The sequence below is a fragment of the Caballeronia zhejiangensis genome (assembly GCF_022879815.1).
In the GTDB taxonomy this organism is placed as follows: Bacteria; Pseudomonadota; Gammaproteobacteria; order Burkholderiales; family Burkholderiaceae; genus Caballeronia; species Caballeronia zhejiangensis.
Map to the genome: position 1 here is coordinate 1568068 of NZ_CP084283.1, position 24366 is coordinate 1592433.

A 24366-nucleotide genomic window follows, 5' to 3' on the forward strand; every position below is an offset into this window, starting at 1 on the left:
ACGATTCACGACGAGTCATGGCATCGCCGCGCGACGGGAACGCGTGTTGCTCGTCCGCCTCTTCGTTCGCGCGTTTCCCGCCGAACGTCAAAAACGCGCACACTCACGCTTCGCCGCCGATGCGGCATGCCCCGACGAGGAGCCCTTTCTCATGGCTTACGAACTCTACTATTGGGACGGATTGCAGGGCCGAGGCGAATTCGTCCGGCTCGCGCTCGAAGATGCGGGCGCCGAATATATCGACGTCGCGCGCGAATCGAAGAACAGCGGCTACGGCATGGACGCGATGATGAAAGTCCTGAACAGCAAGACTGAGCCGCATATTCCGTTTGCGCCGCCGTTTCTCAGGGACGGCGAGCTGATGGTCCCGCACGTCGCGAACATTCTTCTTTATCTCGGGCCGAAGCTGAACCTCGCGCCGAAGGACGAGGGCCTGCGCTACGTCGCGCACGGCCTGCAACTGACGATCGCGGATTTCGTCGCCGAAGTGCACGACACGCATCATCCGCTCGCGACCGATCTCTATTACGAAGATCAAAAGGACGCGGCGAAAATCCGCACGCAGAATTTTCTGGACAAGCGCGTGCCGAAGTTCATGAAGTACTTCGAGCGCGTGCTTGCGCAGAACCCGCACGGCGATACGCAGATGATCGGCGATACGGCGACTTACGTGGATCTGTCCATCTTCCAGATCGTCGATGGCCTGCATTACGCCTTTCCGCGCGCGATGAAGGAGTTCGGCGCGCAGTATCCGCGCGTGGCCGCGATTCATGATGCGGTGCTGCAACGGCCGAACATCGCGGCTTACGTCGATTCGGAACGGCGCATCCCGTTCAACGAATCGGGCATTTTCAGGCACTATCCCGAACTCGATCAGGACGCTTGAAACCTCGACACTCACCAGGAGCCAGCATGGTAGAAACGATTCCTTCATTCGGTCTCGGCACGTTTCGCGTCGATGCCGCGAAGACCACGAACGCGGTGAAGAGCGCATTGCAGCTTGGTTATCGCCATATCGACACCGCGCAGTACTACAACAACGAAGCGGCCGTCGGTCAGGGCGTGCGCGAATCGGGCGTGGCGCGCGACGCTATCTGGGTAACGACGAAAGTCTGGTGGGAACGGCTCTCGCACGACGCGCTCGTCGCGAGCCTCACGGACAGTCACGCGAAGCTCGACATCGGCACGATCGATCTCGCGCTCGTGCACTGGCCGTCGCCCGACGGCGCGGTGCCGATCGCCGAAACGCTCGCGGCGATGCAGGAAGCGCAGAAGCTCGGGCTGATTCGCCATTACGGCGTGTCGAATTTCACCGCGCCGTTGCTCGAAGAAGCGCTGAAGGCGCCGGGCGGCGACGCGATCGTCACCAACCAGATTGAAGTGAGCCCGTTTCTCGCGAACCGCGCGCTCGTCGATGCGACGCAAAAGCTCGGCGTGAAAGTGACCGCGTACATGCCGCTCGGCGAAGGGCGCGCGCATACGGACGCGACGCTCAAGGCGATCGCCGGGAAGCATGGCGCGACGCCCGCGCAGGTGACGTTCGCGTGGCTGCTTTCGCGCGATATCGTGGTGCTGTCGGCATCGACGAATCCGGAGCATCAGAAAGCCAACTGGGACGCGCAGAAACTGAAGCTCGACGCCGACGACATCGCGAAAATCGATGCGCTCGACGAAGGCAAGCGCAATGCGAATCCGCCGTTCGCGCCGAAGTGGTGACGCGCGATTGCTCCGACGAAGCCCGGCCAGGCGTGTGCCGGGCTTTTTTTCGACCCTGACGAACGCGTTTCGACGTCCGCAGCGCCGCCCTGCAATGCTATCCTTGCGAGTCCCTTATTCCATTTGCTTCTAAGCATTCCACGATTTCGCAAAAGTGCTCTCCTTTCTGCTCAAGCTCCGTACACGCGCCCAACGGCTTTTCCGTCTGTCGGACTCGCATACGATGCTCGTCTGGGCGGTGGTCGTCGGCGTGGCCGGTGCTTTCGCCACCTCCGTCTTTCGCGAAGGCATTGAGATCCTTCAGCGGCTCCTCGGCAATCATTCGGAAGGTCTCGTCGCGCTCGCGCAAAGCCTGCCCTGGCCCGTGCGCGTGCTGTTGCCCGCCGTGGGCGGTCTCATCGCGGGCGTCTGCCTGCTGATCGCCCGCAAGCGCGCGAGCAAGAATGCGAGCACGGACTACATGGAAGCCGTCACCATCGGCGATGGCGTCGTGCCCGTCTGGCAAAGCGTATGGCGCAGTTTGTCGTCGCTCATCACGATTTCGAGCGGCGGCTCGATCGGTCGCGAAGGGTCGATGGTGCAACTCGCCGCCCTGGTGTCGTCGCTGATCGGGCGCTGGGTGCACTTCGATCCGCCGCGCCTGCGTCTGCTCGTCGCGTGCGGCGCGGCGGCCGGAATCACGTCGGCGTACAACGCGCCTATCGCCGGCGCGTTCTTCGTCACCGAACTCGTGCTCGGCTCGATGGCGATGGAAAGCTTCGGCCCGATCGTCGTCTCGTCGGTCGTCGCCAACATCACGATGCGCGAGTTCGCCGGCTACAGGCCGCCGTACGAGATGCCGGTGTTCCCGACCGTCACCGGCATCGAAGTGCTGCTCTTCGTCGTGCTCGGACTGCTCTGCGGCACGCTCGCGCCGCACTTCCTGCGGCTGCTCGCCGAATCGAAAAAACGCTTCTCGACCTTGCCCCTGCCCTTGCCCGTGCGCCTCGCGCTGGGCGGGCTGATCGTCGGCGTGATATCGATCTGGTGGCCCGAAGTCTGGGGCAACGGTTACGAAGTCGTGAACTCGCTGCTGCACGAACCGTGGACCTGGACCGCGCTGCTCACCGTGCTCGTCTTCAAGATCATCGCGACGGCGGCCACCGCCGGTTCGGGCGCGGTCGGCGGCATCTTCACGCCGACGCTCTTCGTCGGCGCGGTGCTCGGCTGTCTTTACGGCATCGGCGTGCATTCGATCTGGCCGAACTCCACGTCCGCGCCCTTCGCCTACGCGATGGTCGGCATGGGCGCGTTTCTCGCCGCGGCCACGCACGCGCCGCTCATGGCCATCCTGATGATCTTCGAGATGACGCTGTCGTATCAGGTCATGCTGCCGCTAATGGTTTCGTGCGTGATCGCGTACTTCATCGCGCGCACGTCCGAGCAGACGTCGATGTACGAAGTCACGCTGCGGCGCACGCGTGAAGAGAAAGAGCGCCTGCGTCTCGCCGCGACGCAGATGCGCGAGCTCGTCAAGCCCGCCGATACCGTCGTGCCGCTGTCCGCGAACATCAAGGACATGACGCGCGTGTTCCTCGAATATCCGGTGAAGTATCTGTACGTCGTCGATGACGCCGGGCGCTTTCAGGGCGTGGTGGCGCTGAAGAACATCACGTCGGATCTGCTCGACGACAAGACCTGCGCATCCAAAACCGCCGCGGATTATCTTCAGCCGGAATTCGACGTGCTCACGCCCGACATGTCGCTCGGCGAAGCACTGCAGCACTTCCTCGCGTTCCAGGGCGAACGCCTGCCGGTCATCGAAAAAAAGACGCAGCCGTTGCTGCTCGGCGTCGTGTACAAAACCTCACTTCTGGACGCATACTTCCGTCTGAACCCGACGTCGCGCTGAAACTGCGCAGCCGTGCAATTTCGCGGCGCGTCACGCTTCGCGTGCGCGCGTTTCGCGCGGGTCGGATCGACTTCACAATTCACTCGAAGTATGTCTGCGCGACGCCCACTCGTCGCGCCCGTGTGCGCGGCGCTGTCATGGTCCGAGCGCACGGCGGGTGGCGGAAATATCCATCGGCATAGGCTTTGCTTGGTCTTTTCTGCTGCCTACGTGAGGAGGGGTTGCCCGATGAAGACCTCAACGTTGTTGTCGATGGCTCTGGTTTCCGTCTCGTGCTATGCCGCGCCGCTGCACACGAGTTCGACCGACGAATCCACCGCCGCCATTGCCGCGACGCGCGCCGCGCTGCGCGTGAACGCCGCGCCCGTATCGCCGCCCGCGCCCGAAGTCGCGGCGCAGGATCTCAATCACGCGCGCTGGCGTCATGTGCCGCTGCCGAAATCGCGCACGCCGAGTCACGGCATGGCGAGCCAGACGATTCAGGTCCAGACCTGACGCGCCTCCTCATTCACTGACTCGACACCGGACCTCGGAATGACCGACACGCACGCAAAACACGCCTTGAACGACGAGCCGATCGACAACGAGATCGCCCAGGTATTACGTCTCGTGAAGTACCCCGCCAACAAGGACGCGATCGTCGATGCGGCGCGCGAGGCTGGCGTATCCAACGACGTCATCACCGTGTTCGACGGCCTGCCCGAGCAGGACTACACGGACGCGAATTCGGTCGAACAACTGCTGGGCAGCAACGGCGGTCCCGGAATCTCGATCTGAACCTGCGCGCGGCACGATCGCGATGCACGCGCTCGCCCGTCTTCGATCAGGTCGTACAAATCTTTATTCATCAAAGACTTAACGCGTCTACGCGAGGCTTTTCAACACTACTGTCCACAGAAATTGTGGATAAGTCGGGCATCGCATCGATGTCGCGCGCGCGAGCGAAAAAGTGGCGCGATGCGCGTCGCGCGGGGATTTCAGCGCGAAATCAAGAAACTAGATGAGTCGCCAAGCGGTTTTCCACAGCCCTTTCCCCGTGCGCTGGGGATAAGTTATGCAAAGCCCGATTCGCATTGATGCAACCTGAAGCGCGCATGACTTTTCCTTCGGCATCAGTCATTTAGCAGACTTTTAGGCGCGTTTTCAACAGGGTGCTCCCCAATTGATGGGGACAACATGTCCGCGCGCTGATGGGGAAAATTTATGTCCGCTTTGCTTTGTAATACAAAGTAAGCGGGTGGCATAATCCCGCCACTCGGGATTTGCAAATCTTCGTCCTCATGCGCAGTCGCTTCCATCAACGAACGGGTTCACTGCTGGCATTGCTCGCAATGCTGCTGATCACGTTCGCGCCGATGGTCTCGCAACTGATCGCCGCCAGCGCGCATGCCGACGAACTCACCGCCGAGCTCTGTTCGGCGCATGCGTCGACAGTCGAGCGTTCGGGCGGTCATCATTCGACGCATTCGACAGACACGCTCGCGCATCTCGACGACCAGGCTTGCGGCTACTGTCACTTCTTCGCGCACGCGCCCGCCATCTCCGATGCACGGGCCCCCGCAGCGCTCGACGTTCCTGCGCGCCGCAGCGTCGCGGTCGCGCGGATTCACATCGAGCGTCCCGCGCCTCCTTTCACCACTGCGCAGCCTCGCGCCCCTCCGGTTCTCGTCTGATTCGTCCTAACGGATCGATGCCTTTCGCGGCATCGAACGGCGCCGCGCGTCCATCGCGTCGCGCCGCGCTCATTCATCACGAATTCGAAGAAGAACCATGCTCACTTTCAGCAAGGGGCGGCGTCGTGCCGTCCGCACACGCAGAAGCGAGGACGCTGCCATGAAGCGACTCGCCCGACAACGCGCCCTCATGACGGGGCTCACCGCGCTCGCCGCGACCCGCGCATTCGCGCAGGCCGAACCCGCGACGCTTCCCGCCGTCATCGTTCAAGGACAGGCGCAACATTCGCTGACATCGCAAAACGTCGCCGATCAGAAGCGCACGCTCGACGCGACGGTCGGCTCGGTCGGCTTCGTCGATAGCGCCGATTACCAGAACACCTACGCCTTCACGTTGCGCGACGTCCTCAAGAACGTGCCCGGCGTTTTCGTGCAGAACCGCTACGGCCAGGAGTTGCGCCTCTCGATTCGCGGCTCGGGCCTCGCGCGCGGCTATCACACGCGCGGGCTGGAGATACTGCAGGACGGCATCCCGACCAATCTCGCCGATGGCAGCGGCGACTACTATCAGATCGACCCGCTCGCGCTGCAATCCGTCGATGTCTACAAGGGCGGCAACGGCCTCGCGTACGGCTCGTCGATGATGGGCGGCGCGATCGATTTCGTCACGCCTTCCGCCTACACCGCCGATGCGCCGAACATCGTGCGGCTCGAAGGCGGCAGCTTCGGCACGATCCGGGGCAGCGCGCAGTTTTCGCGCGTGATGGGTCCGCTGGATTTCATCGGCACTTTCTCGGTGAATCATGCGGACGGTTATCGCGATCACGAGCGCGGCCAGTACGAGCAGTTCAACGCGAATATCGGCTATCGATTCTCGCCGGATGTGGAGACGCGCTTCTATCTCGGCGCGTATGTCGTCGATCAGCAGCTTCCCGGCACGCTCTCGCTTTCCGACGCGCTCGACAATCCGACGAAGGCATCCGCGAGCGCGCTGGCGGGCGATCAGGCGCGCGATACGCGCACCGAGCGCATCGCCAACAAGACGACCGTCAAGCTCGATGTCGGGCAGCTCGATATCGTCACATGGGCAATCCACAAGAGTCTGTATCACCCGATCTTCCAGGTCATCGATCAGGACGGCTGGACCTACGGCATCGCGCCGCGCTATACCGCGACGTTCAACGTGAGCGGGATGCGCAACGATGTCATCGCGGGCGCGCGTTTCTTCGGCGGCAACACGCAGGCGCGGCAGTACGTGAACGTGTCGGGCAACGAAGGCGCGCAAACGCTCGATTCGACGCAAAGCGCCTACAACTACGAGGCGTACTTCGAAGACCGTCTGTTCTTCCTGCCGACCGTCGCGCTGATGGCCGGCTTCAAGGCGTTGCGCGACGTGCGCAAGTATGTCGATCACGGCGGGCTCGCGGCCGATCCGAACTACAAGTCGGCTAGCGAGACATTCAGCGGCGTGAATCCGAAGCTCGGGTTGATGTGGCAGCCGAATCGCGACATCCAGGCGTATGTGGACATTACGCGCAGCCAGGACGTGCCGGATTTCGGCGATCTCACGCAGACCTTTTCGAGCACGACGCAATTCACGCCGCTCACGTCGCAGCATGCGTGGACGCTCGAGCTCGGCACGCGCGGCACGCGCGATCGCGTGAGCTGGGACGTCACCGCGTATCGCTCGCTCGTGCGCGACCAGTTGCTTCAGTACACGACGAATCCCGACATACCGGCATCGACGTTCAATGCGAACAAGACGGTGCTGCAGGGCATCGAAGCCGGCGTATCGGTCGATGTGTGGCGCGACGTCACGCACGCGGGCGCGGGCGACAGGATCACGCTGTCGGGCTCGTGGAACCTGAGCGATTTCCGCTTCAAGGACGATCCGCAGTACGGCAACAACCGCATCGCGGGCGTGCCGGTGAACGTGTTGCGCGCCGTGCTCGGCTATGCGCGGCCGAACGGCTTTCACATTTCCGCATCCGTCGACTGGGTGCCGGCGGGCGCGTGGGCCGACGACGCCAACACGTTGCGCGTGCCGGGCTATACGCTCATCGGCGTGCAGGCGGGGATGGATTTTCGCAACGGCCTCTCGGTGTTTCTCGACGCGCGCAATCTGACCAACAAGCGCTACGTGAGCGACATCAGCACGATCGCGGATGCGCGCACCGCGTCGTCGACCGCGATCTTCTATCCGGGCGAAGGCCGCAGCATCTTCGCGGGCGTGCGCTACGCGTTCTGAGCGCGCGGCGGCGACTTAGCTGCCGCGATACTGCGCGGCGCTGGCGGGCGCCGGCGCCGCCGGCTTCTTCGCGTCCTTGTCCTTGGACTTGGCCACGCCGGTCGCCGCCGCATCCGACGACATGTACGCCGGCGCCGCCTTCGCCTTCTGCTTCTGCCCTGCGGGCGGCGCGGTCGGCGCTTTGCCGATATCGGCGAGCATCTGCTGGCAAGGCAGCGGCTTGTTGTTGCTCGGCGCGATGAGCGGAATCAGCGCCGCGAACGGATTGATGAGACCGAGACCCACGGCGGCCGCGCCGCGCAGCGCGAGCACCGGACTCACGCCGACGTGCGGATCCTTGAACGTGCCCTTCACGTACAGCGGCGAGCGCAGGGAGAAAATGCGCAGGCCCTTCGTGTGCGGATGGATGCCGAGATCCATGTCCTCGGTCTTCAGATTGATCGTGCCGTCGACATTGATGACGGCATCGTCGGTATCGAGCGCGAACACGCGCGAATCGAGCACGCCGTCGGTCACGACGAAATCCGCCGCCGCGCAGTTGATGTTCACGTCGCGCTTGCCGAAGAGCTTCTCGTAGACCACGTTCGCCACGTTCAGCCCCGCCGCCTCCATATACAGACGGCTCACGGTGCCTTCCGTGATGAGCGCCTTCACCTCGCCGTTCGATGTCGCCGCGAGCGCCGCGGGCGAATTGCCGGTCGCGGAAAGCGCGGCGTCGCCGTTGACCTCGCCGAGCGCGGATTGCATCGTCTTCACGGTCGGGAACAACTGCTTGAGCTTCAGATGCCGCGCCTGCGCGGACACGCGGCCCTTGAGCGGCGCGGCGCTGCCGTCGAGATGAATGTTCGATGCGAGCGAGCCGCCCGCCACGCCGAACTTGAGCGGCTCGAACGACAGCACGCCGTCGTTCATGATGACGTGCGTGTACAGATCGGTGATCGGCAGATCAGGATCCTTGATGATGCGCTGGCCGGTGAACTTGACGTCGGCATCAATGGCCTTCCAGCGATCGGTCTTGAACTCTTCGGTCGGCAGCGCCTTCGACGACGGCTGCTTCTCCGTCTCGCCGCGCTTCGCCTTGCTCGCGTTCGAATCGGCACCGATGATCGGCGCGAGATCCTTGAACTGCAGCAGATGCGACACGAGCTCGCCCTTCAGGAGCGGACGCGGCTTCTTGCCCGCATAGACGAGCGAACCGTTGATATCGCTGCCGCCGACGCGCCCGGTGAAGTTCTCGTAATGGAACACGTTGCCGTCCTCGCGGAACTGGCCGGTCAGACGCCCTTCGGTCGCGAACGGCGGCGTTTCGGGCAAGGTCACGCCCGTGAACGGATACAGATGCGCCATGCTCACCGCCTGAACCCACAGGCGCAGATCGAGCGCGGCCAGATGCGCCGGATCGGTCACGGTGCCGACGAACGCGATATGCGTGTCGCCGAGGCGCACGTCGGCCTGAACCGGGAACGGGCGCTTCGCGTCCTGCACGGCGAGCACGCCGCCGAGCTTGCCTTCGCCCGAAACCTTGCCGTTGTTGTACGTGCCCTTCACGGTCCAGCCGAATGCGTACGGCGGAATCGGCGGTTTCGGGCCTTCCTTGGTCGTGATGCTGGTATTGGCCGACGTGCTCGCCGGATTCGGCGCCGATGCGTTCGCCGCAGCCGCCGCCGATGCAGCCGACGCCGCCGACGCTTCCGAGGCCGCGGCCGCATCCGCTTGTTTGTTGAGCTTCGCCGCGCCGCTCTTGCCGACCATTTCCGCCGACGACTTCGCCGACGCCGCTTCCTGCTGCTTCATCACCTCGCCGATCGGCACGGCCTGGCCGAGCGTATCGATGACGACCTGCATCTCGGCCTTCGTGACTTCATCGTGGATATCGACGGTGCCCTTCGCGAGTGAAATATCGCCGAGCTTGAGATTCCAGGTCGACGGCTCGGTCGATTGCTTGAACTTGAACGTCCAGTTATTGCGATTGTCCTTGAGCCGCTCGACATCGATCGACGGATTCACGAGATTGATCGTCGGAATCACGATGTCGTGCGCGAGCAGCGGCAGCACTTCGACCTGGAAGTCGATTTCATCGAGCGTGGCGAAGTGCTGCTGGCGCGCCCAGTCCGGATTCGCGATCGTGATTTTTTCAGCGGAGAAGCGCGGCCACGGCACCCAGCGTTTCCAGCCCGTCTCGTTTGGCGGACGCTGCCAGCCGACTTTCAGATCGCCGGTGATTTCGAAGCGGCGGCCGATTGCTTCCGATACCTTGTCGTCCACCCAGGGCCGCAGCCGGTTCCAGTCGAACGTCAGAAAAATGACCACCAGTATTGCGATCAGAACCGCCAGAACGGCAAAAATCCATGCGACGATCCTTCCGATTTTTTTTCCGGTCGTTCGGGCCTGCGCCATGACGGCTCCATCCTTTTTTGCTGATTATGATTGCGGCAGCACATCGTGTGCCCGCGGCTTATGCGTCCGCTGAATGCCGAATGTCCGTAAGATGCTCATCCAGAGAACGACACACACACCCACGATGCAGGACGCGACATCGACCGAACTCGTCGCCACGCATGGCGTGATGCGCCGGGACGTCGCGCGCGGCACGGTGCTGCTGCATGCCACGGATTTCGCACTCGACAAAAGCCAGCGCGCCGCGATCACCGGACCGTCGGGCTCGGGCAAGAGCGTGTTTCTGCGCACGCTCGCGCTGCTCGATGCGTGCGATGCCGGTTTCGTTACGTGGCGCGGCGAGCGCATCGCGCGTGCGCAGATTCCGGCTTACAGGCGGCGCGTCGCGTATATCGCGCAACGGCCCGCGATGCTCGACGGCACCGTCGAAGACAATCTGCGCTATCCGTTTTCGCTGAAGGCTTATCGCGACGCGCATTTCGATCGCGATATCGCGATGCGGCTCGCGCAGGCGGCCGGACGCAGCGCGGACTTCCTCGACAAGTTCGCAAGCGATCTGTCCGGCGGCGAGGCGCAGATCGCCGCGCTCGTGCGCGTGCTGCAACTCGCGCCCGACGTGCTGCTGCTCGACGAACCGACCGCATCGCTCGATCCGGCGTCGGCACGCTCGATCGAAGCGCTCGTGGCCGCGTGGTTCGACGCCGATGAAGCGCGCGCGTGCATCTGGGTATCGCACGATCCGGATCAGGCGCGGCGCGTCGCCACGCGTCATCTGACGATGAACGCAGGCGTACTCGGCGAGGACAAGCGATGAGCGGCTATCAGAACCTCAGTCTCTTCGATATCGGCCTGGCGGCGGCGCTGATTGTCGTCAATGGCGCGCTGTCGGTTGCGCTCGACCTCGGTCTCGAACGCAAGCTCTTCGTCGCCGCGATCCGCACCGTCGTGCAATTGCTGCTGATCGGGTACGTGCTCGGCTGGGTGTTCGCGTTCAATCGCTGGTATGTCGTGCTGCCGCTGATGGCGCTGATGACGGTCATCGCCGGATTCGCCGCCTCCGATCGCGGACGGCGCACTTATCGCGGACAGCGCGCGGACAGCATCCTGTCGATTTGGGGCAGTTCGTGGCTGATCGGCGCGTTCGGGCTGTTCGTCGTGATCCGAATTCATCCGTGGTATGAGCCGCAATACGCGATTCCGATCCTCGGGATGATCCTCGGCAATTGCCTGACGGGCGTGTCGCTCGGCATCGAGCGCATGACGGAAGAACTGACTTCGGGACGCGCGGCGGTCGAGATGTCGCTCGCACTCGGCGCCTCGCGCTGGGAAGCGGCGCAGAGACCCGCGCGCCAGGCCGTGCGCGCGGGCATGATTCCGACGTTGAATCAGATGGCCGTGGTCGGTCTCGTCAGCCTTCCCGGCATGATGACCGGCCAGGTGCTCGCCGGGCAGTCGCCATTGCAGGCGGTGCGGTATCAGATCGTCATCATGTTTCTGATTGCGGCGGGCTCGGCGCTCGGCGTGGTCGGGGCCGTCGTGCTGACGTATCGGAGGCTGTTTTCGCGGGACCATCGGTTCATGGCGTCGAAGCTCGTCGAACGAAAAGCCCGCAAACGCGCCGCGTAGCTCACTCGCCGTTGTACGCCCGCTCGAGCGCCGGGAGATCGAGCTTGATCATCCCTTGCATCGCTTTCATGGTGCGGTCGGCTTTCACCGGGTCCGGGTCCTGCAACATGCCGAGCAGACGCGTCGGCGCAACTTGCCACGTCACGCCGAAGCGGTCCGTGAGCCAGCCGCAGGCCAGCGAACGGCCGCCGTCCATCAGCTTGTCCCAGTAATGGTCGACTTCTTCCTGCGACTCGCACTTGATGAACATAGAAACGGCCGGCGTGAACGCGAACTCCGGATTGCCGTTCAGCGCGAGGAAGTCTTCGCCTTCGAGCTCGAACATCACGGCGATGACGCTGCCGACCGGCTTCGGGCCCGACTCGGTGCTGCGCATGATGTCCTTGATGCGCGCGTTCCTGAACGTGCTGACATAAAAGTTCGCGGCCTCTTCGGCGTTGCCGCCTTGGAACCACAGACAGGGCGAAATCTTGTGCATGTGCGTTGCTCCGTTCTCACTTGCGTGCGTGGTTTCGTTCATTGACCGCAAGGCTGCTGCGCCATCGCCTGCTTCATTTCTTCCGGCGTCATGTCACGCGTATGCGTCGCGACCGACCATTGATGACCGAACGGGTCTTCGAGACGCCCGTAGCGGTCGCCCCAGAACATGTCGGCGACGGGCATCGTGACTTTCGCGCCGGCGCTTTCGGCCTGCTTCACGGTGGCGTCGGCGTCTTCGACATACAGGTGAATCGTGACCGGCGATCCGTTCAGCGCCTTCGGACCGACCGAGCCGAATTGCGGGAACTCATCGACGAGCATCAGCATGGAATCGCCGATTTTGACCATCGCGTGCATGAGCTTGCCGTCGGGCCCGGGCATGCGGCCCAGCTCGATGGCGTTGAACGCGCGCTTGTAGAACTCGATCGCTTCTGCGGCGCCCGCGCACACGAGATGCGGGGTCAGCGAACGCATGCCTTCGGGAATCGGCTTGACGGCGGATTGGGACATGTCGGCTCCGTTTAGTGAGTGAGCGCGCCGGGTTTGGCGCGGTCTCATAGCCTACGACGAACGGGCCGCGCGCGAATCGACACAAGCCCGCAGACGCCTGTCAAATTTCTTCGACCGGCGCGCGCCGATAGCTTATTTCGAATGCTGTTCCGCGAGCGATTGAATCAGCGCTTCGAGCCGCGAGAAATTGACCGGCTTGGTCAGATGATCGCGAAAACCGGCTTCGCGGCAACGGCGGATGTCCTCGTCCATGCCGTAGCCCGTGATCGCCACCGACGGCTTGTCGGGCTGCAGGTTCTGCCACGCGCGCGCGATATCGAGTCCGCTGCCGTCCGGCAGGCCGATATCGCTGACGAGCAGATCGAACGGCCCGCTCTTCGCGCGTTCGAGCGCCTGAGCGACCGTTACGGCAACCGACACTTCGTGGCCGAGCATTTCGAGCACTTCGGCCATCGCCGACGACGTCTGCTCGTTGTCCTCCACGAGCAGTACCTTGAGCGCGCGTCCCTGTTCCCGGCTCGCGGCTTCGATGAGCGGCTCGTCCTCGCGCGCGGGTTGCAGTTTCGCGAGCGGCAGCGTCAGCGTGAAGCGCGCGCCCGCGTCGCGGCCTTCGCTGTAGGCCGAAAGCGTGCCGCCGTGCTTCTGCGCGAGCGTGCTCGCGATCGCGAGACCGAGCCCGAGGCCGCCGAACGAGCGCGTGATGGAATCGTCGGCCTGTTCGAACGCCGAGAAAATGCGCGGCAACGCCTCCGCGCTGATGCCGATGCCGCTGTCCGTCACGGAAACGGCGATCGTCGACGGATCCGGATTCCAGGTCCGCACGTCGATGCGCCCGCCCGCCGGCGTGAACTTCACCGCGTTCTTCATCAGATTCCAGATGATCTGCTGAAGGCGCGCCGCGTCGCCGAGCACGACGAACCGGCCCGCGTCGAAATGCGTTTCGAGCGTGAGGCTCTTCGCGCGCAGATCGGCTTCGGACATGTCGAGCGCGCTCGTCAGCAAGGTATCGAGCGCGACGCTCGCGAAATTCAGCGACAGCTTGCCGCGCGCGATGCTCGTGAGATCGAGCAGATCGTCGATGAGGCGCGCTTCCAGCTCGACATTGCGGCGGATGAGATCGAGCGTCGGATGCGCCTCGCGCGGCAGCGAGTGCTTCATTTCGAGCAGGCGCACGGCGGCGAGAATCGGCGTGAGCGGCGTGCGCAGTTCATGCGAGAGCACCGCCAGAAAATGGTCCTTCGCGCGATTCGCCGATTCCGCCTGATCCTTTGCGAGCCGCAGCGCGTCGGCGGCCATGTGGGCGTCGGTCGCGTCGCGCACGATCTTCGAAAAGCCGATCAGTTCGTCGTGCTCGCTGCGGATCGCCGTCGTCACGCCCGAGGCGAAAAACGAATGGCCATCCTTGCGCCAGAGCCAGCGGTCGTCGCTCGCGCTGCCTTCGCGCCGCGCGGTTTCCAGCTCGGCGTCGAACACGCCGCCCTCGCGATCTTCCTGCGCATAGAAGATGTTCGCGGACTGGCCGAGCACGTCCTGCGCGGGAAAGCCCAGAATGCGCTCCGACGCCGCGTTCCATGTGCGGATGCGGCCTTCGGGATCGAGCGTGATGACCGCGTAATCCTTCAGCGCATCGATGAGCAGGCGGAAATGCGTCTCCGTTTCGCGCAACGCCCGCTCGACGGCGATGCGTTGCGCGCGCTCGGCGCTCTCGCGCATCGCGCGGCGCACGACGGCGGGCAGCCGCTGCAGGCGCTGTTTCAGCACGTAATCGGTTGCGCCGCGCTTGAGCATATCGACGGCGTGCTCTTCGCCGAGCAAGCCCGACACGAAGATGAACGGCGTGTCCGGGGAACGCTCGCTCGCGATCGTGAGCGCCTCGATGCCCGAGAAGGTCGGCATCACGAAGTCGGCGAGGATCACGTCGAAGCGCTTTTTCTCCAGCTCGGCGATGAACGCCGCGGAGTCGTACACGATCGACGCCTCGACCGCATAGTCCGCGCGTTCGAGCTGGGCGATCGTCAGCTCCGCATCGAGTGCGTTGTCTTCGACGAGAAGCAGATGCAGAGGCTGCATGATCTAGGCGTCCTCTTGAAAGGACGCTTGCGGGCGCACCGGCCGGGACGGATTCGTGCTCATGGGCGCAGCGGTCATTGCGCGGGCGGCGGGCGGCGAAAGCGCGTCGAGCCCGGCGGCGGCTCGTTGAGCACGGCCCAGAACACGCCGAGATCGCTGATCGCCTCGACGAATTCGGCGAATTCCACCGGCTTCACCACATATGCGTTGACGCCGAGTTCATAGCTGCGGATGAGATCCTGCTCCTCGCGCGACGACGTGAGCATGACCACCGGCACGCTCTTCAGCGATGCGTTCGAGCGGATCATGTCGAGCACTTCGAGGCCGTCGATCTTCGGCAGCTTCAGGTCGAGCAGGATCACCGCCGGATTGCCGGGCGCGCGTTCCTTCCACTCGCCTTCGGAGGTGAGATAGTCGATGGCTTCCTGACCGTCGCGCGCCACGATCACCTCGTTGGCGAGCTGACTCTTGTCGAGCGCGACGAGCGTGAGCTCGAGATCGTTCGGATTGTCTTCGACGAGCAATATCGGTTTAAGCATGGTTTTTTCTTGACTTTGTATTTGGCGCGCCTTGCGTCCCGTTCGCGTTGCGGAATGTCACGGGCAGCGAGAAATAGAATACCGCGCCCTCTCCCAGCCGCCCTTCGGCCCACGTGCGCCCGTCATGACGCTCGATGATGCGCCGCACGTTGGCGAGCCCGATGCCCGTGCCCTCGAACTCTTCCGCGCGATGCAGGCGCTGGAACACCCCGAACAGCTTCGCGCCGTACTTCATGTCGAAGCCGACGCCGTTGTCGCGCACGCCGATCACGTATTCGTCGCCGCTTCGGGTCGCGAATATCTCGATTTTCGCCGATTCCCGCGTCCGCGTATATTTCACCGCGTTCGATATCAGGTTGCGCACCGCAAGCTGAAGGAAAGCGGCGTCGCCGGTCACGCGCGGCAGATCGCCGATCACCCATTCGATGCTTCTTCCCGAGCCTTCCACCTCGACTTCCTGCACGACCGACTTCACGAGCAGGCCGAGATCGACCGGCGCGGGCCGGAGCGCGGCGCGGCCCATCTGCGAGAACGTCAGCAGGTCGTCGACGAGCGTGCCCGCGAAACGCGCAGATTCCAGCATGTTGTTGAGAAACCGCCGGCTCTTGTCCGACATGCGCTCGCCTTCCTGCTCGCGCAGAAGATCGCCGTATCCGGCGATATGGCGCAGCGGCGCGCGCAGATCATGCGATACCGAATACGAGAACGCCTCCAGCTCCTTGTTCGCGCGCGTGAGTTCGGTCGCGAGTTCCGCGCGCTCTTCCGCGCGGCGCAGCACGATGTTCAGCAGCGCGCCGCGCAGTTCGGCGGCGATTTCGAGCTCGCTCTGACGCCACAGCGCCGAATGGCCGCGCACCGTTTCGAGCCACGGCGAAAAGCTCGTGCGCGGCGCGCTCGAGCCATCCGCGCTTTCGATCTTGACCGGCTCGCCCGCCCATTCGATCGTCTGCATCAGTTCGGGACGGAACCAAAGCAAATAGTTGCGGAAGATCTGCGAGACCGGCACCGCGAGCACGCCGCACGCCTTGTCTGCGTGCGCCTTGGCGGGCGGCCATTCGCGCGCGAGCGAATCCGTCGCCCACACGCCGGACGTGTTTTCCGCGAGCCAGTGCGTGAGCGCGCGCACGGTGTCCTCGTCGGGCGTCGCGCCGAGCAGCGTGACCTGATCGTCGAAGACGATCGCCGCGCCCGCGGAACGCGCGAAACTCAGTACGTCGCCCGGCACGGCGCGCAAGCCGGCGACGAAGTTCTCGTGCTCGCCCATCGCCGAAATCAGGCGGCTCATCGTGCGGCGCAGCGCGCTCAGATATTCGCCCTCGGCGCGCTCTTCCTTCGCTTCGATCTGCAAGGACAGCATGTGCCCGAGATGCTCGACCGCGACGCGCGTATTGAACGGCACGATGCGCGCGCTGTGATCGTGACACGAGATGAGTCCCCACAACTGTCCCCGCACGACGATCGACACGGACATCGACGCATGCGTGCCCATGTTGCGCATGTACTCCAGATGCACGGGCGAGAAGCTGCGCAGCGTCGCAAACGTGAGATCGGTGGGGCGGCCGGTGACGGGATTCACGCTCGGCACGAGGCGCGCGGGCGTGTAGTCGACATCGGCGACGAGGCGGATACGGTTCTTCAGATACAGCGCGCGCGCCTGACGCGGAATGTCCGACGCCGGGAAGAACTGATGCAGGAACGACGGATAACTCGCGTCGCGGTCCTCCGCGAGCACGTGGCTGCGGCCTTCCTCGTCGAAGCTATAGAGCATCACGCGGCCGAAGCCCGTGATCGCCCGCACTTCGCGCACGGCGAGCTCCGCGAGCGCCTGCACGCTGCCGCCCTCCTGCAGCCCGCGCGCGAACGTGCGGACGAGCGGATACATCGACGCGAACGCATCGCCCGTCGCGGCGGCGGTCTCCATCTCGACGATGAGCGTGCCGTCATGACGATGTATCGTCACATCGAGGCGCAACGCCTTATCGGACGACGACGGCGCGAGATCGATCGGGCCGATGTAAAGCGGCGCGTCGTCGAGCGCGGACGTGGCGGCCGCCTGCCCGATGCGCTGCGCGCCCGCCGCGCCGAGCACGACATCGAGCGGAGCGCCGAGCAGTTCGTCGACACCCGCGTTCGTCAGCGAGACGAGGTTCTCGCTGACCTGCAGGATGTGCAGATCGTCGGACAGCACGAGCAGAAATCCATGCGGCTGGATGCCGCCGGGAATGTGGATCGGCTCGGCATCGCAGTCCTGGCTGGCGACGCCCGAGCTGAGCGTGCGCCGGCGCGCTTCGGCATCGGGCGGTCCTTGCGATGCTTCGCGCACGGCCCTCGCCCCGATGGGCGGCTCGCTCGCGGACTCGCTCATGAACCCGCTCCCGGCGCGGGCTGCGAATACTCGATGCCGATTGCTTCAGGACACAGCCACGCTTGCAGACTTTCGAACGTCGCGATGGCGGCTTTCACCGCATCGTCGTGAAGGCGTTCGGGCACGCTTGCCGCCGCGGTCTCGCGAAACGCGTTCCACATGCTGCCCGTGCGCGGGCCGTAGCCGTCGAAATACGCGTTGCCGATGCCCGGCGCGAGATCGAGACGCGCGGCCACATGCGGCGCGATGAAGCGGCCGCCGAGCGTGCTGCCTTCCATCACGTACATCGAGCCGATGGCATCGCCGATGTTGTCCATACGCGGCAGGTCATCGCGCGCGCCGGCTTGCGGCAGCGATCCGGCGGACGGCGTTTCACCCGTCAGCGCGGCGAGATCGGCGGCGAGGAGCGACGCCTTGCGGCGCGCATCGAAAAAGTCCGCGAGCGACGACGGCAGGCACGCGGCCGCCGCGTCTTCCCACGGCGCGACGTAACCATAGAATCGTTCGAGCAGCGCGATGTATTCGTCGCGCTGAAGGTCGTCCCGCATCAGGTCGAGCGCATTCTCCAGCCGCGCGTGGCACGCAGCGGTTTCGTTCTTCAGACGGGACAGAAGGTCGAGTGGCATGTTCCGTTGTGTTGGCTTCAGTCCGCAAAGCGGTCATGGGATGCAAGCATCGGAAGGGCTTACCGGTTTGCGCGCTTGTTGAAATACGCGCATCGGTAGAAAAAACGCGGCGAACGTTGCGTTCAAGCCCGCTCCCGATCAACGAATCATTCTACGCAAGCGGCCCGCGCGCTGCCATCCGCGAAGGCTTTTCACCGTTCGGTTCAGCGCTCCTTCGACTGCCCTTCGCCGCTGTTCGCATTCGCATGTTCGTCGCGCTGCGTGTCGCGCTGATAGTCGCCGCCGCCGCGCCGGTCCGTGTCGACGAGACCGTGTTCGAGGTCCTCGTGCGCCTGCTTGCCAACATCGCGCGCGCCATGTTCGCGTTGCGATTCGACGTTCTGATCCGCCTCGTGAGGCAGCGGCGCGTTCGACGCATCGTCGCGCGCCTGCTTCTCGCGATCCTTGCTCGCCATTTCGCGTCCGCGTTCGGGCACGCTCTCCGGGCCCGCGTTCGCCTGCTTCATGTTCGTTTCCTTGTGAACGCTCACTTGCGCGATGCGTTCATGCCAAGCCGCTTCTTCATCTCCGCCGTGAGCCGCTGACGCGCCTTGTCATAGCCCGCCCACGGATCGCTCTTCAGCGCATCGAGCCGCTCGCGCACGTTGCCGATATGCCATTGATCGCCGCTCGTGACGGAATCGAGTTCGTCCCAGGCAAGCGGCATGGATGCGCCGAGCCCCGGCCGCGCGCGCAGCGAGAATGCGGCGACCGTGCTGGAGCCGCGGTTGTTGCGCAGATAGTCGATGAAGATCTTGCCCTTGCGATTCTGCATGCCCATTTTCGCGGAGAAGAGCTTGGGCAGCGTGCTCGCCATATGCTGCGCGACGGCCTGCGAGAAATCCTTCATGTCGTCCCAGCTCGCCTGCTTCGCAAGCGGCACGACCACATGAAAGCCCTTGCCGCCGCTCGTCTTGCAGAACGACGTGAGACCGAGCTCGACGAGCAGATCCTTCGTGAGCTTCGCAGCCTCGATCATGCGTTCCCAGCCGACGCCTTCGCCCGGATCGAGATCGAAGATCATGCGATCCGGCTTCTCGATGTTCGACGCCACCGCGTTCCACGTATGCAGCTCGATCGTGCCCATCTGCGCGGTGCCGACGAGCGCCTGCGACGATTCGATCGTGAGCAGCGGCGGATGTCCCGGATCGATATCGGGATGCTGCGTGATATGCGGAATCGCGAGCTTCGCGCTGTGCTTCTGAAAGAAGAGCTCGCCGCCGATGTCTTCCGGCGCGCGCACGAGCGACACCGGCCGATCCTTCAGATGCGGCAGCATCCAGTCGGCGACCGACGCGTAATACTCGACGACGTCGAGCTTGGTCAGCCCCGTCGATTTGTCGATCACGCGATCCGGATGGCTGATCTTCACGCCTTCGATTTCAGCCGGACTCGCCTTGGCCTTTTTCGCGGCCGTCGTCTTCTTCGCCGCGATTTTCTTTGCCGCGACTTTCTTCGCGGCCACGGGCTCTTCCTTCACGATCTGACGCGCGGGTTTATCGTCCCGCAAACTGACGAACGATGCTTGTCGCACGATGCGCTCCTTGGTCCATTCCGCGAAATTGCATTCGGCCACGAGCTCGGGCTTCACCCAATGCACGGGCGTGCGGCTGCGTTCCTGCGGCTCGCTTGCAAAGGGCATGCGTTGAGTCTCGCGCTTGTCGAGTTCCTTCTTCACCGCGACGAGCGTCGCGTGATCGAAGCCGCTGCCGACGCGCCCTGCGTACTGCAACTTGCCGTCCGTATCGTAGACGCCGAGCAGCAGCGCGCCGAACTGCCCGCGGCTGCCAGAGGGCTCCGAATAGCCGCCGATCACGAATTCCTGGCGGCGTCTGCACTTGAGCTTGATCCACGACGCACTGCGCCCCGAGACATAGGTGCTGTCGATCCGCTTGCCGATGATGCCTTCCAGCGCCATGTCGCAAGCGCTCTTGAGCAGGTCGTCGGCGTGAAAGGCGAAGTCTTGCGAGAAGCGCAGCACCGGATCGTCGAGCGGCTCGATGACCGCCTTCAGGATCGCGCGGCGTTGCACGAGCGGCACGTTGCGCAAGTCGTAGCCGTTCAGATACGGCACGTCGAAGAAATAGACGACGATGTCTTGCGGGCGCCCCACGTCGAATGCGTTCTGCAGCGCCTGGAAGTCGGGCAAGCCGCGCTCGTCGAGCACCACGGCTTCGCCGTCCAGCCAGCCGCTTTCGATATCGAGCTTGTCGAGCGCCTTCACCTGCTTCGAGAACTTCGCGGTCCAGTCGTTGCCGTTGCGCGTATAGATGCGAACTTCGCGCTTGCCCTTCACCGTTTCGATGCGCGCGAGCACGCGATAGCCATCGAACTTTATTTCGTAGCCCCAATCATCTCCGGGCGGCGCGGCATCGACGAGCGTGGCGAGTTGCGGCTTGAGCGTCGCGGGCAGCTTCGCCTTTTGCGCGCCTTCGATCGCCGGTTCGTGCGACAACGTGCGCAACGACTCGGCGTTGCGATTTGCGACGATATCCGGATGCGCGTGACCATTCCCCGCCTTCGCTGCTTTCGCCGAGGTCTTGCGCGCCGGCGCTTTCTTCGCGCCCGCCTTGCGTTCGTTGCGCTCGCGCAGCGCACCGGTTTCGTCGCGTGCGCCGAGCGAATCGGACAGCACGCTGCCGGGTTTCTTCAGCAAGATGTCGTACTCGGCTTCGGGGCGCGCTTCGTCGTCACGCTCCTTGATGAGCAGCCATTGCTCCTTGTCGCCGCTGCCGCGCATGTGGCTTTTCACGAGCGTCCAGCCGCCGTGCAGCTTTTCGCCGTCCAGCGTGAACTTGAGCTTGCCCTTTGCATACTCGCGCGCCGCGTCCTCGACGCTGCCCGATTGCGGCGCCCAGGTCCCGCGATCCCACACGATGACGCTGCCCGCGCCGTAGTTGCCCTCGGGAATCTCGCCTTCGAACGAGCCGTAATCGAGCGGATGATCTTCGACGTGCACCGCCAGCCGCTTCACCGACGGATCGAGACTCGGCCCTTTCGGCACCGCCCATGATTTGAGCGTGCCATCGAGTTCGAGACGGAAGTCGTAATGCAAGCGGCGTGCGTCGTGTTCCTGAATCACGAAGGACAGCGCGCTTTGCGTGGCCTTTTTCGCGCGCGCGCTGCGCTTCGTGGCGCCGGACGGCTCCGGCGTCTTGTCGAAACGCCGCATCCGTTGATAGGTTTCGAGTTTCTCAGCCATCGTCGTTGGGTCGTGCGCTTATGCGCGTTTGCGGCGCGTCGTCTTGCGTGCCGGACGCGCGGTTTCCTCGCCGCTTTCGTCGCCCGAATCGTCATCGGATTGCGCGGCCTTGCCGCCGCGTTTCGCCGCGCCGCCTTTCTTCAGGCTGCGCTTGAGCAGTTCGGACAAGTCGAGGATGTCGGCGGATGCCTTTTCCTCGCCACCTTCGTCGATCTTCATCACCTCGGCAACCTTGCCTTCCTTCACCTTCCTGTCGACGAGCGCCATGATGTCGTCCTTGAAGGTGTCGTGATACTTCGTCGGGTCCCAGGTGTCGCTCATGTCGTCGATGAGACGCTTGGCCATTTCGAGTTCCTTCGGCGTGACGCCGGCCTTTTTCGTGTCTTCGTCCGGGAACTTGAACTGGCTGAAGTCGCGCACTTCGTCGCCCCAGCGCAGTGTGTTGAGCGCGAGCGCGGGGCCGACCGGAATCAGCGCCGCCAGATGTTGCTTGTTGTGCAGCACGACGCTCGCGATGCCGACCTTGCCCGTATCCTTCAGCGCATCGCGAAGCAGCGCGTAGACCTTTTCGCCTTTGCGATCGGGCGCGAGGTAGTACGGCGTATCGAGCGAGAGGAACGAGATCTCGGGCGCATCGACGAAGGCGAGAATATCGACCGTCTGCGTCGATTCGGGATTGGCCGCGCGGATTTCGGCGTCGGTCATCACGACGTACTTGCCCTTCTCATATTCGAAGCCGCGCACGATGTTGTCGCGCGTGACTTCCTTGCCCGTGTTCTTGTTGATCTGCTTGTAGCCGATCGGGTCCATCGAGCGCTTGTCGAGCAGGTTGAAGCCGACCTTCTCCGACTGCGTCGCCGGATAGAGTTGCACGGGCACGTGGACCAGCCCGAAGCTGATCGCGCCTTTCCAGATCATGTGCGGCATTGCGACACCTTCGCTGTCGGATCGAATCGATGGATACGCTCGGGAACATGCGCCCAAGCGTTTCTGCGCGCCGTTTTCAGCGCGGCATCGACAAGATTCGCACAAAGCGTGCCAAGCGGCGCGGGCGTGCGGACGCACGGCGCGCCGGGTCGCCCGCGCTTGCGTGCGGCCGTTCATCTGTAAGCTTTACTGAGGATGAGTTTGCGCGACAAGTTTGCGCGGTTCGGAAAACGAGACAGTTAGTTGCGTATGCGGCATCGAAAAAACGCGCCGGGAAGGCTGGCGCGTCCATCGAGTTACTTGCGGCTCGCGGTGACGGTCAACTGCGTGCCGTCATCGAGCGTGACGGTTTTCTTGGAGCCGGTAGAGGTCGGCATCGAGAAGCGCACGATCTGGCTGAAGCGATTATCGACGGGACATTGCAGGCTCTTGCCGCCCACGGTCACCTTGCTCGTGCCCTTCGGCGCGTATGCGCGAAAGCTGATCTGCACGTTCGCCGCGCCGTTGTCCGCGACGACCGGCGCGAAGCGGATCTGCACTTGCCGCACCGCTTGCCCGTCGGCGCTTTTGGGCACCGACGCCGCCTGCGGGCACCCGTCCGGTACGGCCTGCGCGCCGCTCGGCGCGGTGCCCTGCCAGGTGAAGTCGTCGGTCTGGCCCGAGCGGATGGTGCGCGTTTCCTGCTCGTTGCCGAAATTCTTCGACGCCATCTTCACCGTGTACTTGATGGGGCCGTCATTGGGCGCTTCGGAGAGAACCTTGATGCCTGGCGTCGCGTGGGCGGTCGCTGCGAACAGCGCGAGCGCGGCGACGGAAACGATGCGACGAACGATCAAACGACGATTCATGCCGCCACCTCCGTATCGAGCGCTTGGAAGGAAAGACCGGCGCCGCGAAGCGCCGGCAAGCTGTAGGGCCGATCCAGTCTAGCGCCCCGCCCGCTGGCTCATCCTAGTGGAAAACCCGCGTGAGCAGCAACGTCGATGATGTTCGTCAACACATTCGTCAGAAGCCGGTCAGCACGAGCTTGCCGACCGTGCGCCCTTCTTCCAGAAGGCGATGCGCCTCGCGCAGATTCGCCGCGTTGATCGCGCCGAGATTCTTCCCGAGCGTCGTGCGGATGGTGCCTGCGTCGATCAGCCGCGCCACTTCGGACAGCAGCTTGTGCTGCTCGATCATGTCGGGCGTCTTGAACATCGCGCGCGTGAACATGAACTCCCAGTGAAACGCCGCGCTCTTCGCTTTCAGCAATTCGACGGGAACGGGCTGCGCGTTCTCGACGATCGACGCGATGCCCCCTTGCGGCTTGATGACGTCGGCGGCCGCGGGAAAATGCTTGTCGGTGTCGTTGAAGATCAGCACGTAATCGACTTCGGGAAAGCCGATTGCCTTCATCTGCTTCGGAATGTCGTCGAAGTGATTGACGATGTGATCCGCGCCGAGGTCTTCGGCCCATTTCGCCGATTCGGGCCGCGAGGCAGTGGCGATCACCTGCAATTTCGCGACGCGCTTCGCCAGCTGAATGCCGATCGAGCCGACGCCGCCCGCGCCGCCGATAATCAGCACCGACTTGCCCGCGTCCTTGCCTTCCGCCGACACGCCGAGCCGCTCGAAGAGCGCTTCCCACGCGGTGATCGTCGTGAGCGGCAGCGCGGCGGCGTGGGTGAAATCGAGCGATTTCGGCTTCGCGCCGACAATGCGCTCGTCGATCAGATGAAACTCGCTGTTCACGCCTTGACGCGTAATGTCGCCCGCGTAGTAGACCGGATCGCCGGCCTTGAAGAGCGTCACGTCCGGGCCGACCGCTTCCACGACGCCCGCCGCGTCCCAGCCGAGCACGCGCGGCGTCTCCTCGATCTTGTCTTTCGGCGCGCGCACTTTCGTGTCGACGGGATTGACGGCGATCGCTTCGATTTTCACGAGCAGATCGCGGCCGGTCGGCGTGGGCTTGTCGAGTTCGATATCGACGAGCGATCCGGGATTGGAAATCGGGAGATAGCGGGTCAAACCGATGGCTTTCATTTTTTGCTCCGTCGTGAGTGGACTGGATTCGATCT

Annotated in this window: 21 protein-coding genes; 9 read left to right on the forward strand and 12 right to left on the reverse strand. The window is 63.9% G+C overall.

The window, feature by feature from the left end:
* The first annotated feature begins 151 nt into the window (after window positions 1-151).
* The 7 genes from LDZ23_RS07555 (at window position 152) to LDZ23_RS07585 (ending at window position 7528) form a co-directional block, all read left to right on the forward strand.
* On the forward strand, window positions 152-886 hold the full coding sequence (locus LDZ23_RS07555) for a glutathione S-transferase (protein ID WP_034473470.1): 735 nt from the start codon (window positions 152-154) through the stop codon (window positions 884-886).
* 26 nt (window positions 887-912) lie between these two features.
* Window positions 913-1716, forward strand: a complete 804-nt coding sequence (locus tag LDZ23_RS07560) for an aldo/keto reductase (protein WP_008349461.1) — start codon at window positions 913-915, stop codon at window positions 1714-1716.
* Window positions 1717-1870: 154 nt separating this feature from the next.
* Window positions 1871-3607 (forward strand): ClcB-like voltage-gated chloride channel protein, encoded by a 1737-nt coding sequence (locus tag LDZ23_RS07565; protein WP_034473430.1) that lies wholly within the window; start codon window positions 1871-1873, stop codon window positions 3605-3607.
* Window positions 3608-3835: 228 nt separating this feature from the next.
* Window positions 3836-4102 carry a hypothetical protein gene (locus LDZ23_RS07570; RefSeq protein ID WP_034473429.1) on the forward strand — a complete coding sequence of 89 codons (267 nt, stop codon included), beginning with the start codon at window positions 3836-3838 and terminating at the stop codon, window positions 4100-4102.
* A gap of 39 nt (window positions 4103-4141) precedes the next feature.
* The gene (locus tag LDZ23_RS07575; protein WP_034473428.1) at window positions 4142-4384 is read left to right on the forward strand and encodes a DUF2795 domain-containing protein; all 243 of its coding nucleotides are present in this window, start codon (window positions 4142-4144) and stop codon (window positions 4382-4384) included.
* A gap of 503 nt (window positions 4385-4887) precedes the next feature.
* Window positions 4888-5280, forward strand: a complete 393-nt coding sequence (locus LDZ23_RS07580; RefSeq protein WP_033537158.1) for a DUF2946 domain-containing protein — start codon at window positions 4888-4890, stop codon at window positions 5278-5280.
* Window positions 5281-5440: 160 nt separating this feature from the next.
* On the forward strand, window positions 5441-7528 hold the full coding sequence (locus LDZ23_RS07585) for a TonB-dependent receptor family protein (RefSeq protein ID WP_034473468.1): 2088 nt from the start codon (window positions 5441-5443) through the stop codon (window positions 7526-7528).
* Window positions 7529-7543: 15 nt separating this feature from the next.
* Here LDZ23_RS07585 and LDZ23_RS07590 read toward each other — a convergent pair whose 3' ends face one another.
* Window positions 7544-9925: an AsmA family protein gene (locus LDZ23_RS07590; protein ID WP_034473425.1), complete on the reverse strand. Its 2382-nt coding sequence runs from the start codon at window positions 9923-9925 to the stop codon at window positions 7544-7546.
* 124 nt (window positions 9926-10049) lie between these two features.
* Between LDZ23_RS07590 and LDZ23_RS07595 the strand changes: the two genes are divergently transcribed.
* Complete coding sequence (locus LDZ23_RS07595) at window positions 10050-10739, forward strand: ABC transporter ATP-binding protein (RefSeq protein WP_034473423.1); 690 nt, start codon at window positions 10050-10052, stop codon at window positions 10737-10739.
* On the forward strand, window positions 10736-11551 hold the full coding sequence (locus tag LDZ23_RS07600; RefSeq protein ID WP_034473421.1) for an ABC transporter permease: 816 nt from the start codon (window positions 10736-10738) through the stop codon (window positions 11549-11551). The genes LDZ23_RS07595 and LDZ23_RS07600 overlap by 4 nt, the downstream gene beginning before the upstream one ends.
* Window position 11552: 1 nt before the next feature.
* Here the strand turns inward: LDZ23_RS07600 and LDZ23_RS07605 are convergent, their stop codons facing one another.
* The 11 genes from LDZ23_RS07605 to LDZ23_RS07655 all read right to left on the reverse strand — a co-directional run bounded on the left by LDZ23_RS07605 (window position 11553) and on the right by LDZ23_RS07655 (window position 24331).
* Window positions 11553-12029 carry a VOC family protein gene (locus LDZ23_RS07605; RefSeq protein WP_008349443.1) on the reverse strand — a complete coding sequence of 159 codons (477 nt, stop codon included), beginning with the start codon at window positions 12027-12029 and terminating at the stop codon, window positions 11553-11555.
* 38 nt (window positions 12030-12067) lie between these two features.
* On the reverse strand, window positions 12068-12541 hold the full coding sequence (locus LDZ23_RS07610) for a VOC family protein (RefSeq protein ID WP_008349441.1): 474 nt from the start codon (window positions 12539-12541) through the stop codon (window positions 12068-12070).
* A 132-nt stretch (window positions 12542-12673) separates the two neighbouring features.
* The gene (locus tag LDZ23_RS07615) at window positions 12674-14611 is read right to left on the reverse strand and encodes a hybrid sensor histidine kinase/response regulator (protein ID WP_008349438.1); all 1938 of its coding nucleotides are present in this window, start codon (window positions 14609-14611) and stop codon (window positions 12674-12676) included.
* 74 nt (window positions 14612-14685) lie between these two features.
* On the reverse strand, window positions 14686-15150 hold the full coding sequence (locus tag LDZ23_RS07620; protein WP_008349436.1) for a response regulator: 465 nt from the start codon (window positions 15148-15150) through the stop codon (window positions 14686-14688).
* Window positions 15143-17515 carry an ATP-binding protein gene (locus LDZ23_RS07625; RefSeq protein WP_244807386.1) on the reverse strand — a complete coding sequence of 791 codons (2373 nt, stop codon included), beginning with the start codon at window positions 17513-17515 and terminating at the stop codon, window positions 15143-15145. The genes LDZ23_RS07620 and LDZ23_RS07625 overlap by 8 nt, the downstream gene beginning before the upstream one ends.
* Complete coding sequence (locus LDZ23_RS07630) at window positions 17512-18141, reverse strand: biliverdin-producing heme oxygenase (RefSeq protein ID WP_008349429.1); 630 nt, start codon at window positions 18139-18141, stop codon at window positions 17512-17514. Before LDZ23_RS07630 ends, LDZ23_RS07625 begins: the two co-directional genes overlap by 4 nt.
* 203 nt (window positions 18142-18344) lie before the next feature.
* Window positions 18345-18647, reverse strand: coding sequence for a hypothetical protein (locus LDZ23_RS07635; protein ID WP_034473466.1), 303 nt, complete (start codon window positions 18645-18647; stop codon window positions 18345-18347).
* Between the two features lie 20 nt (window positions 18648-18667).
* The gene (ligD, locus tag LDZ23_RS07640) at window positions 18668-21382 is read right to left on the reverse strand and encodes a DNA ligase D (protein WP_034473413.1); all 2715 of its coding nucleotides are present in this window, start codon (window positions 21380-21382) and stop codon (window positions 18668-18670) included.
* Between the two features lie 18 nt (window positions 21383-21400).
* Window positions 21401-22309, reverse strand: coding sequence for a non-homologous end joining protein Ku (gene ku / locus LDZ23_RS07645; RefSeq protein WP_008349424.1), 909 nt, complete (start codon window positions 22307-22309; stop codon window positions 21401-21403).
* A gap of 296 nt (window positions 22310-22605) precedes the next feature.
* Window positions 22606-23157, reverse strand: a complete 552-nt coding sequence (locus LDZ23_RS07650) for a DUF6013 family protein (RefSeq protein WP_008349423.1) — start codon at window positions 23155-23157, stop codon at window positions 22606-22608.
* A gap of 157 nt (window positions 23158-23314) precedes the next feature.
* Window positions 23315-24331, reverse strand: a complete 1017-nt coding sequence (locus LDZ23_RS07655) for a zinc-binding alcohol dehydrogenase family protein (protein WP_034473410.1) — start codon at window positions 24329-24331, stop codon at window positions 23315-23317.
* Window positions 24332-24366 lie beyond the last annotated feature (35 nt).